General features: G+C 71.5%; 8 protein-coding genes and 1 tRNA gene. 6 read left to right on the top strand and 3 right to left on the bottom strand.

From position 1 onward, the window contains the following. Window positions 1–368: 368 nt before the first annotated feature. The 3 genes from ppdK (at window position 369) to EDJALFJO_RS14570 (ending at window position 3,857) form a co-directional block, all read left to right on the top strand. On the top strand, window positions 369–3,233 hold the full coding sequence (ppdK, locus tag EDJALFJO_RS14580; RefSeq protein WP_088286443.1) for a pyruvate, phosphate dikinase: 2,865 nt from the start codon (window positions 369–371) through the stop codon (window positions 3,231–3,233). A gap of 257 nt (window positions 3,234–3,490) precedes the next feature. Beyond that, window positions 3,491–3,721: a hypothetical protein gene (locus EDJALFJO_RS14575; protein ID WP_143448584.1), complete on the top strand. Its 231-nt coding sequence runs from the start codon at window positions 3,491–3,493 to the stop codon at window positions 3,719–3,721. 63 nt (window positions 3,722–3,784) lie between these two features. Next, window positions 3,785–3,857 (top strand) — tRNA-Lys (locus EDJALFJO_RS14570). Between the two features lie 16 nt (window positions 3,858–3,873). Here EDJALFJO_RS14570 and EDJALFJO_RS14565 read toward each other — a convergent pair. Beyond that, window positions 3,874–4,068: a hypothetical protein gene (locus tag EDJALFJO_RS14565; RefSeq protein WP_088286425.1), complete on the bottom strand. Its 195-nt coding sequence runs from the start codon at window positions 4,066–4,068 to the stop codon at window positions 3,874–3,876. A gap of 109 nt (window positions 4,069–4,177) precedes the next feature. Here EDJALFJO_RS14565 and EDJALFJO_RS14560 point away from each other — a divergent pair, with 109 nt between their 5' ends. From EDJALFJO_RS14560 to EDJALFJO_RS14550, 3 genes are all read left to right on the top strand, one after another. Next, window positions 4,178–5,077, top strand: a complete 900-nt coding sequence (locus EDJALFJO_RS14560; RefSeq protein ID WP_088286423.1) for an ABC transporter ATP-binding protein — start codon at window positions 4,178–4,180, stop codon at window positions 5,075–5,077. Continuing rightward, on the top strand, window positions 5,074–5,895 hold the full coding sequence (locus EDJALFJO_RS14555; RefSeq protein ID WP_088286421.1) for an ABC transporter permease: 822 nt from the start codon (window positions 5,074–5,076) through the stop codon (window positions 5,893–5,895). The genes EDJALFJO_RS14560 and EDJALFJO_RS14555 overlap by 4 nt, the downstream gene beginning before the upstream one ends. A 229-nt stretch (window positions 5,896–6,124) precedes the next feature. Further along, on the top strand, window positions 6,125–7,363 hold the full coding sequence (locus EDJALFJO_RS14550; RefSeq protein WP_088286419.1) for a TerC family protein: 1,239 nt from the start codon (window positions 6,125–6,127) through the stop codon (window positions 7,361–7,363). A 17-nt stretch (window positions 7,364–7,380) separates the two neighbouring features. Here the strand turns inward: EDJALFJO_RS14550 and surE are convergent, their stop codons facing one another. Both surE and EDJALFJO_RS14540 read right to left on the bottom strand, forming a co-directional pair. Next, a complete protein-coding gene (gene surE / locus EDJALFJO_RS14545; RefSeq protein WP_088286417.1) occupies window positions 7,381–8,172 on the bottom strand; it encodes a 5'/3'-nucleotidase SurE in 792 nt (263 codons plus the stop codon). Window positions 8,173–8,229: 57 nt separating this feature from the next. Then, the gene (locus tag EDJALFJO_RS14540; protein WP_143448583.1) at window positions 8,230–10,404 is read right to left on the bottom strand and encodes a helix-turn-helix domain-containing protein; all 2,175 of its coding nucleotides are present in this window, start codon (window positions 10,402–10,404) and stop codon (window positions 8,230–8,232) included. Between the last annotated feature and the right edge of the window lie 8 nt (window positions 10,405–10,412).

The raw sequence follows: 10,412 nt of genomic DNA, 5'->3' as shown, positions 1-10,412 counted from the left end.
GTTCGCGCCCTTGCCGCCGAGGAGGTCCTTGAGGTCCTTGTTGCCGTCCGCGAAGTCGAAGACGAACGTTCCGGGGTCGTCTCGTCCGGGTCCGTGGCGGCTGCCTCGGGGGCTGCGGTCGCTGCGTCGGGGTCGGGTCGGGCGGCAGGGCTCTCGTCGACGGGCATGGCCACGTCCTTCGGTGCGACATCAGGTCCTTCGACTCTCGTCCGCTGCCGGGGACCGGGGGCGGGACCTCGGTCGCCGCCGGCCTTCCCCGCATGCGCACGGACGTGCACGTGTGAGCCCTTGGTCCCACGATGGGACGGTCGAGGAGGACGAGGGTGGACGTGCGCCGGGTAGCCCGGACGTCCGTCGAGGAGGCAACGATGCCGACAACACATCCCGAGACCCGAGCCGCCGAGCCCGGCCCTGACGAGCCGAACGCCGTGTCCACCGACACGCTCGGGGTGCAGACCTCGACCACCCAGCAGTCCCCCGTCGCCGCGACCGTGAGCACCCGCCCGGACGCACCGACCGGTTCCGGAACGTTCGTCTTCGACTTCGCGGACGGCAACAAGGACCTCAAGGACCTCCTCGGCGGCAAGGGCGCGAACCTCGCCGAGATGACGAACCTCGGGCTGCCCGTCCCGCCCGGCTTCACGATCACGACCGACGCCTGCCGCTGGTTCCTCCTCCACGACGAGGAGCCGGCCGAGCTCGCCGTCCAGATGGAGGAGCACCTCTCCCGGATGGAGGCCCGGCTCGGCCGCACCCTCGGCGACGCCGACGACCCGCTGCTGCTCTCGGTCCGCTCCGGGGCCAAGTTCTCGATGCCCGGGATGATGGAGACCGTGCTCAACGTGGGGCTCAACGACGCCTCCGTCGAGGGCCTCGCGACCCATTCCGGCGACCCGCGCTTCGCGTGGGACTCCTACCGCAGGCTCGTCCAGATGTTCGGCAAGACCGTCCTCGGCATCGACGGCGCCCGCTTCGAGGAGCGCCTCGACGCGAAGAAGACCGCGCACGGCTCGACGAACGACCTCTCGCTGGACGCCGACGACCTGCGCGCGCTCGTCGCCGAGTACAAGGACGTCGTCCGCGCCGAGACCGGCCGCGACTTCCCGCAGGACCCGCGCGAGCAGCTGTCCATGGCGGTGCTCGCGGTCTTCCGGTCGTGGAACACCGACCGGGCCCGGCTCTACCGCCGCCAGGAGAAGATCCCGGACGACCTCGGCACCGCCGTCAACGTCATGGCGATGGTCTTCGGCAACCTCGGCGACAACTCCGGCACCGGCGTCGCCTTCACGCGCGACCCCGCGAGCGGCCGCCCCGGCTCGTACGGCGACTACCTCGAGAAGGCCCAGGGCGAGGACGTCGTCTCCGGCATCCGCAACACCCTGAGCCTCGACGACCTCGCGCGCATCGACCCGGCCTCCCACACCGAGCTGCAGCGGATCATGCGCGTGCTCGAGGCGCACTACAAGGACCTGTGCGACATCGAGTTCACCATCGAGCGCGGCCGACTCTGGATGCTCCAGACCCGCGTCGGGAAGCGGACGGCGGCCGCGGCCTTCCGGATCGCCGTCCAGCTCGTCGACGAGGGCGTCATCGACATCGACACCGCGGTGACCCGGGTCAACGGCCACCAGCTCGCCAAGCTGATGTTCCCCCAGTTCGACCCGAAGGCGGACCGGACGCTGCTGGCCACCGGCATGGCGGCCAGCCCCGGTGCCGCGGTCGGCAAGGCGGCGTTCACGTCCGAGACGGCGATCGAGTGGGCGGCGAACGGCGACGACGTCATCCTCGTGCGCCGCGAGACCAACCCCGACGACCTCGGCGGCATGGTCGCCTCCCGCGGCGTCCTCACCAGCCGCGGCGGCAAGACGTCGCACGCGGCCGTCGTGGCCCGCGGCATGGGCCGCACGTGCGTCGTCGGCGTCGAGGCCCTGCGCGTCGACCCGAAGCACCACGAGGTGACGACGACCGACGGTCGGCGCTTCGCCGAGGGCGACGTCATCTCCATCGACGGGACGAACGGCGAGGTCTACCTCGGCGCCGTCCCGGTGTCCCCCTCCCCCGTCGCCGAGGTGCTCCGCGGGGAGACCCTCGACGGCCGGATCGACGCCGACCAGCACGAGCTGCTCGACGCCGTCCAGCGGATCATGGACCAGGCCGACGCGCGGCGCCGGATGGGTGTCCGGGCCAACGCCGACACCCCGGACGACGCGGCGAAGGCGCGCGGCTTCGGCGCCTCCGGCGTGGGCCTGTGCCGCACCGAGCACATGTTCCTCGGCTCCCGGCGCGGCATCGTCGAGCGGCTCATCCTGGCCCGGACCGCGGACGCCCGGAACGCCGCCCTCCAGGAGCTGCTGCCCCTGCAGCGCGAGGACTTCGTCGGCATCCTCGAGGCGATGGACGGCCTGCCGGTCGTCATCCGGCTGCTCGACCCGCCGCTGCACGAGTTCCTCCCCGACTTCACGACGCTGTCCGTCAAGGTCGCCGTCGCCGAGGCGCTCGGGAAGCGGGACGCCGAGGCCGAGGAGCTGCTCCGCCAGGTGCAGCGCCTCCACGAGCAGAACCCGATGCTCGGCACCCGCGGCGTCCGGCTCGGCCTCGTCGTCCCGGACCTGTTCCAGCTGCAGGTGCAGGCGATCGCCGAGGCGTCCGCCCGGCTGAAGAAGGCCGGCAAGGACCCGCGGCCGGAGATCATGGTGCCGCTCATCGCGACCGTCGAGGAGCTCGTCGTCATCCGGCACGAGTCGGAGAAGACGCTCGCCCGGGTCGCGACCGAGACCGGTGTCGACCTGCACATCCCGATCGGCACGATGATCGAGCTGCCGCGGGCGGCGATGACGGCGGCGCAGATCGCCGAGGAGGCCGACTTCTTCTCCTTCGGCACCAACGACATGACCCAGACCGTGTGGGGCTTCAGCCGCGACGACGTCGAGGCCGCGTTCTTCCCGCAGTACATGGAGCACGGGATCTTCTCGGTGAGCCCGTTCGAGTCGATCGACGTCGCGGGCGTCGGCCGGGTCGTCGGGATCGCGGCCTGGGAGGGCAAGGAGGTCAAGCCGGACCTGCCGATCGGCGTCTGCGGCGAGCACGGCGGCGACCCGGACTCGATCCACTTCTTCGAGTCCATCGCCATCGACTACGTCTCCTGCTCGCCCTTCCGGGTGCCCGTCGCGCGCCTCGAAGCGGGCCGGGCGAGCATCCTCGGCAGCACCCAGGTGGCCAGCGACACCCGCTGAGCGGGGCCGGGCGGCCCAGGAGGACGGCGGCCCCGCGCGGGGACAGGTGGAGTCCCTGCGCGGGGCCGCCGTCCGTCCGCACGCGACGGGTCGCACGATGGTCACAGCCCGTCGCCGGACCGCGCACCCGGGTGAACCCCGACCCCTGCGCACGTCCCTTCGGGTGACGGTCCCGTCAAGTGCCCTGGTGCACACGTCGACATCCACGCCGAGCACGGGACTCGGGCCCGTGCCGGCGGACAGGACGGTGACCGGTGATGCGAGGCGACTTCGCGCAGACGGTGGAGACGGCGCGCACGGCGTCGTGGCTGGCCCACGAGCGCGCCTGCGACCTCCTGCTGCCCGACCCGGCCCGGCTGCGCCCGCTCGCGATGCGGTGGCTCGACGGCCACCTCCCGCTGACCCTCGTCATGGACCTGTCGATGCCCCACGGCCCGCACTCCGACGAGCTGCTCGCCGGCGAACCGGAGCCGCAGACCACGTGGTGACGGCGCCCCGGGGGAACCGATTTCACTCCGCGGCCCGGCCCCTGATAACCTCGTCGAGCGTTCGCGCCGTTAGCTCAATAGGCAGAGCAGCTGACTCTTAATCAGCGGGTTCGGGGTTCGAGTCCCTGACGGCGCACCGAAGAAAGTGCAGGTCACAGGCCCTGTGGCTCCCCCGGGAGCCCGGGGCCTGAACTGTTTGACAGCAGCCGGCGGACGGCACCTGTGTCGTTCGGGACGAGCGACTCCGCGGCGACCGGCGTGACGTGCTCGTAGGTCTCCGTCGAGATCGAGACCCGCGAGTGGCCGAGGACCCATGACGACTCGCGGCTCGCGATCGTGACAGGCACGGTCAGGGTGACCCCGAGCCCGACTCAGGGTCGGGCCCGGTTCGTTTGGGGGCCGCGTGGGGGGTGACACCCGATGTGCCGACCGGTGCGGGCCGCGAGGGTTGGACCCATGATCACCGTTGACTCACTGACCCGGAGGTACGCCGGCTTCACGGCCGTCGACAACGTCTCCTTCATCGCCCGGCCCGGCCGCGTGACCGGCTTCCTCGGTCCGAACGGCGCCGGCAAGTCCACCACGATGCGCGTCATGGTCGGTCTCACCGCCCCGACGTCCGGCTCGGCCACCATCGACGGGGTCCGGTTCGCCGACCTCCCCAACCCCGGCCTCGAGGTCGGCGTCCTCCTCGACGCCTCCGCTCAGCACGCCGGCCGCACCGGCCGCGAGATCCTCACCGTCGCCGCCGACACGATGGGGCTCCCGCGCACCCGCATCGACGAGATGCTCGAGCTCGTCAGTCTGACGCCGAACGAGGCCAGGCGCCGGGTCCGCAACTACTCGCTCGGCATGCGCCAGCGACTCGGCATCGCCACCGCGCTGCTCGGCGACCCGCGCGTGCTGATCCTCGACGAACCCGCCAACGGCCTCGACCCGGCCGGCATCCGCTGGATGCGCGACCTGCTGCGCGGCTACGCCGACAAGGGCGGCACCGTGCTGCTGTCGTCGCACCTCCTGCACGAGATCGAGGTCATCGCCGACGACCTGGTCGTGATCGGCAACGGCAGGATCGTCGCGGCCGGCACCAAGGAGGAGCTGCTCGCTGCTGCCGGCACCCTCGCTCGCTCCACGTCTCCGCGCGATCTCGCGCACGCCCTCGAGCAGGCGGGGATCGCCAGTGTGCTCGCCGGTGACGGCTCGGTGCGCACCGACGCAGACCCCGCCCGGGTGGGCGACGTGGCCCTGGCCGCCGGCATCGCCCTCACCGAGCTCCGCTCTGCCGAGGGCGCGGGCCTCGAAGACATGTTCCTGTCGCTCACCGCCGACACCCAGCGCGAAGGAGTTGCGGCATGACCGCCACGACCGTCTCCCCCACGACCAGCGACCAGTCGGCGGTGGTCCGGGCTCGCCGGCCCGTCCGCCACATCCCGACAGCGCGCTTGATCAAGGTCGAGCTGCGCAAGATGTTCAACACCCGCTCGGGCTTCTGGATGCTGCTCAGCATCGGCGTCCTCTCGGTCGTGGCCACCGGCGCTGTCATCATCTTCGCGCCCGACGACGCGGTCACCTACGAGAGCTTCGCGACCGCGATCGGCCTGCCGATGTCGGTGATCCTGCCGATGATCGCGATCCTCGGCGTCACCAGCGAGTGGAGCCAGCGCAGCGGGCTCACGACCTTCACGCTCGTGCCGGGTCGCGGCCGGGTGATCGGGGCCAAGGCGATCGCGACCTTCCTGGTCGGCGTCGTCTCGATGGGTGTCGCGTTCGCCGTCGGAGCTCTCGGCAACCTGGCGGGCTCCGCACTCGCCGGCGTCGACACGGTCTGGGACATCTCCCTCTCGACCGCGCCGCAGATCGTGCTCGGCAACCTCGTCGGCATGGCGATCGGGTTCACGCTCGGCGTCGTGCTGCGCAACTCCGCCGCCGCCATCGTCGGCTACTTCGTCGTGTCCCTCGTGCTGCCGGGCATCCTCGCCCTGCTCGCCCAGGTGCGCGAGTGGTTCTCCGACGTGCAGCCGTGGATCGACTGGAACTACACCCAGGTCACCCTCTTCGACGGCGCCACGAACACCGGCCGGGAGTGGGCCATGCTCGGCTCGACCACCGCGATCTGGATCGTGCTGCCGCTGACCGTCGGGCTGCTGTTCCTGCGCCGCTCCGAAGTGAAGTGACCGGGCAGGGACGCACCTGAAGCACGCGCTGACCGGGCACACGGTTCTCGGGCCGTGTGCCCGGTCAGCGGCGTCTCGGAGCGACCTCGTGACCGCTCGACGCGCGTGAGCTCGTCAGCTCGTGAGCCGTGGAGACTCGATCAGTGCTCCGGCTGCCTGGATGGGATCCTCGGTCCAGAGCGGGTGGGAGGCACCCCGGTCCGAGTCCAGGCGAGCACGAGGAGTACCCATGGGAGTCCCGATCTGGGTCTGGGCAGCGACCCTTGCCTTCATCGTCGGGCTGCTCGTCTACGACCTGCTGTTCCACGTCCGCAAGGCGCACGTGCCGACGCTGCGGGAGTCGTCGCTCTGGTCCGCGCTCTACATCGGGATCGCCGTGCTGTTCGGGGTCGGTGTGCTGGTCTTCGGCGGGGCGGACATGGGCTCGGAGTACTTCGCCGGCTATGTCACGGAGAAGGCGCTGAGCGTCGACAACCTGTTCGTCTTCCTCATCGTCATGACCACCTTCCGGGTGCCTCGCGAGGACCAGCAGAAGGTCCTGCTGTTCGGCATCGTGTTCTCGCTCGTCGCCCGTACCGGCTTCATCTTCCTCGGTGCCGCACTGATCAACACCTTCGCCTGGGTGTTCTACATCTTCGGCCTGATCCTGCTGATGACCGCAGGCAACCTGCTCAAGCCCGACCACGACGAGGAAGGCGCCGGGGACACCCTGGTCATCCGGATCGCACGCAGGGTGCTGCCCACCACCGAGCACTACGACGGCGACAAGCTGTTCACCGTGCAGGACGGCAGGCGCGTCCTGACACCGATGCTGCTGGTCATGGTGGCCATCGGGGGCACCGACATCCTCTTCGCCCTGGACTCGATCCCGGCGATCTTCGGTCTGACCCAGAACGTGTACGTCGTGTTCACCGCGACGGCGTTCTCACTGCTCGGGCTCCGGCAGCTGTTCTTCCTCATCGACGACCTGCTCGACCGCTTGATCTACCTGTCCTACGGGCTGGCCACGATCCTGGCGTTCATCGGCGTCAAGCTGATCCTCCACGCCCTGCACGAGAACAACCTGCCGTTCGTCAACGGCGGCGATCCGGTCGAGGTCGTGGAGATCTCCACCGGACTCAGCCTCGCGGTCATCCTCGGCGTCCTCGTCCTCACCGTGGTGGCCTCGCTGCTCAGCCCGGCCGGCAAGGCGCAGACCGCGATCGCCAACGCCCGCCGCCACGCGACCAGCTACCTCGACATGGAGTACACCCACGACCAGGGCGAGCGGGAACGGGTCTTCCAGCTGCTGCTGGCCGAGCGGGACACGATCGTCGCCCTGGGCCCGAAGTACCGGAAGAAGGTGCGGGACGAGCCGGAGCTCATGGCCCTGCTGACCCGGGCCCGGGAGAGCCACGAGCAGGCGCACGGCGAGCACCACGTCGAGCCGCTCCTGACCCGCCCCGAGCCCGGCCACGACACCCGGTAGCTCCCCGGCCCGCCGCGTCACCAGGTCGCGGTCAGCCCGTGCCTGGACGGCAGGAACGTCAGTGAGACGCTCCCGTCCCTCAGTGCTTCGAGGTCCGAGCCCGGTTCGGCGTGCGCGACCTCGTGGAGCAGGAAGTCCAGTGCCCACAGCGTCGTGCCGTCGTCCCGGGTCGTGGGTGTCATCCGGTGCCCGTAGAGCGAGGTGCCGCTCGTCGTCGTGACGGTCCACGACGCGTCGGCGGTGACCTCGAGCGGGAGGTTCACGTTGAGCACGGCAGCGCCCGCGGGCAGTCCGTCCGAGAGGACTCGTTCGACGACCGACCGGACGTGACCGAGCATCGCGGGGACCTGGGTGCTGTCCATCCGCTCCGGCCGGGAGAAGGCGACCGCCGGCAGCAGGTCGCCTGCGGCCTCCCAGGCAGCACCGAGCGTCCCGGACGCACTGACCAGTGCACCGACGTTGCTGCCGGAGTTGATCCCGCTCAGCACGACGGCGGGTCGCAGCCCGAAGCCGTCGAGCGCCAGTCGGACGCACCGGGCGGGAGTGGCGGCGACGGCGTGGCATCTGACCAGTTCGACGTCCTCGGGTGCGGCGACCTCACGGGAGACGACGGCGGTCACCAGGTCGGTCCCGGTCTCGTCGGGGTCGCTACGGTGTGCCCGCCCGGTCCAGGACTGCTCGCGGACGGGCGCCACGACGGCGACGTCACCGAGCCCGTCGACGGCACGCACGAGGTCCCACAGGCCTCGGGCGGTGATCCCGTCGTCGTTGGTCACCAGCAGCAGAGGGCGCGCGGGGTCAGCGGTCACCGGTCGTTCTCTTCCTGTCGTCGGGGCACGGAACCGTTGTGGCGCAGAGGCTCCGGCTCACTGCTCCGGGCCGACGACGACCGCGGCCGCGTCGGCGCTGACCTGCAGCAGCCGCAGGGCGAAGTCTGCCCGCATCCGGTCCTCGTGGTGCGCCAGGTCGAGCCCGGTGAGCTGGCGGATCTTCTCCATCCGGTAGCGCATCGTCTTGTGGTGGATGAACAGCCGTTCGGCCGCCGCGCGCTGGCTGCAGTCGGCGTCGAAGAAGGCCCGCAGGGTGAGCAGCAGCGCACCGGTGTTGTCCCGGTCGTACTCGACGAGGGGTCCGGTCACGTCGTCGACGAACTGCTGCAGGTCGGGCTCGCGTCCGGAGCCGAGCAGCAGCCGGACGATGCCGAGCTGCTCGTAGAGGCAGACGCCGTCGCCGCCGAGCCGTCGGGACGCGGATGCCGCCACCCTGGCCTCTTCGAAGGATCTCGGCAGCACCGCAGGGTCCGGGTCCTCGCGGCTGACGCCCCAGCTGACGCACAGGTTCGGCAGGTCCTCGTGGATCGTCGCGCTGAGCGCCGACAACCGTTCCCGGACGGCGGTCGCGTCGAGGCCCGCGACGACCGCGACGAAGGTGTCGGCCCGGTGGGCCGCGAGCACGAGATGCTGCGGGCCGAACCGCTGGCGCAACGTGCGGAGCACGTCGCGGCGCATCCGGTCGGCCTGGTTCGCGGTCCAGCCCTGGAGGGCGACGACGTCCTCGACCTTGTCCAGCCGCCCTACGACCAGCCGCATCGGCCGGTCGAGCGGGACGCCGAGCTGCTTGGCCCGGGACCGCGCACCCGCGAGCTGCTCGGCGTTGCCCTGGACGAGGTCCCAGACCACCTGCTCCAGTGCCTCGGCGCGCGCCTTCCCGGCGGCCCGCTGCCGCAGCAGCATGAGACTGCACGCCATCGCCGCCTGCCCGGCGACGACGTCCATCACCTCGGGCGGCTCCCGGCCCGGCAGCAGCGCGACGCAGCCGAGCTCGTCGCCCTCGGCGACGAGGGGGTGCACCCAGGCGACGTGCTTGCTGCCGTCGGTGAGGGTGACCTCGTGCCGTCCCGGCCGGGCCGGCATCCGCAGCCGGGACGGCAGGTCGACCGGCTCGAGGCGGGTCGGGTGCCGGGCGGCGAGCTGCCCGCCGCCGTAGTAGACGGCGATCCGGCAGGCTGTCTCCTCGGCGACGACCCGGGTCACGGTGCCGAGCCCTTCGCCTTCGAGGACGGCGCCGAGCAGGGTCCGCTGCAGGTGCGCCGTGCGCTGGTGCACCGCGAGCTGGGCCTCGACGGCGTCCCGGGCCCGGGACAGCTCCTCGAGCGCGGCGGCCTGCTCGTCGTAGAGGCGGGCGTTGTCGATGGCGATCGTCGCGGCGTCCGCGAGCGTGACGAGCCGGCGGACGTCGTCCTCGGTGAACAGCGACGGCCGTCGCCGCCACACCTCGAGGACGCCGATCACCTCGCCGTGCAAGGTGAGCGGCGCGGCGAGGGCGGACCGGGTCTGCTCGAGCTCGGCGAGCGGGACGAAGTCCTGGCTGATGCTGGCGTCCCGCACGTAGTCGTCGACCTTGGCGGGCTTGCCGGTGAGGAACACGAGTCCCGCCACGCCCTGCCCGCGGCCCATCCGCAGCCGGCCGGTCTCGACCATCCGGTGCCCTGCGCACGACCGCATCCGCAGCTCGTCGCCCTCGCGCAGCAGCACCCCGCAGATGTCGGCGTCGAGCAGGGTCAGGGTGCGGTCGGTGATGGACAGCAGCGCCTGGTCGAGGTCCCGGACCCGGAGCAGCTGGTCGATCACCTCCTGCAGCACCCGGCTCTCCGCGCCGGCGTCCGATCCGGCGGCGACCGCCTCACCGCGCGACAGGACGAGGGTCAGCCAGGCGCAGGCCTGCTGCAGCACCGGGAGCAGATCGTCTGCGACGGCGACGTCGTGGGTGACCACCCCGACACCGCCGGCCTCGCACCAGCGCATCCGGCCCGACCTGCGCCGTCCGGTGAGGTCGATCGCGGCGGGCCTGACCCGCGGACCGGCGAGCAGCGCCCAGCGCCCGTCGGGGACCTGCCGCAGCAGGGACACCGGGCCGCCGACGGTGGACTCGATCGCCGCGTGCAACTGGCTGCGGGCCTCCTCGGCGGAAGCGGGCACGGTGCTGAGCAGGCCGCAGAGGTCGTCGGCCGGGCGCGCAGGCTCTGGAGTCGCGAGCGTCATCGGGTCGC

The organism is Kineosporia sp. A_224, assembly GCF_002198655.1.
Classification (GTDB): Bacteria; Actinomycetota; Actinomycetes; order Actinomycetales; family Kineosporiaceae; genus R-H-3.
The sequence above is the reverse complement of the archived record's forward strand: the minus strand, read 5'-3'. Positions and strand labels throughout refer to the sequence as shown.

Coding starts and splice junctions, on each gene's coding strand:
- EDJALFJO_RS14550 (WP_088286419.1), top strand. CDS start 6,125: ATGGGAGTCCCGATCTGGGTCTGGGCAGCGACCCTTGCCTTCATCGTC.
- EDJALFJO_RS14540 (WP_143448583.1), bottom strand. CDS start 10,404: ATGACGCTCGCGACTCCAGAGCCTGCGCGCCCGGCCGACGACCTCTGC.
- EDJALFJO_RS14560 (WP_088286423.1), top strand. CDS start 4,178: ATGATCACCGTTGACTCACTGACCCGGAGGTACGCCGGCTTCACGGCC.
- ppdK (WP_088286443.1), top strand. CDS start 369: ATGCCGACAACACATCCCGAGACCCGAGCCGCCGAGCCCGGCCCTGAC.
- EDJALFJO_RS14575 (WP_143448584.1), top strand. CDS start 3,491: ATGCGAGGCGACTTCGCGCAGACGGTGGAGACGGCGCGCACGGCGTCG.
- EDJALFJO_RS14555 (WP_088286421.1), top strand. CDS start 5,074: ATGACCGCCACGACCGTCTCCCCCACGACCAGCGACCAGTCGGCGGTG.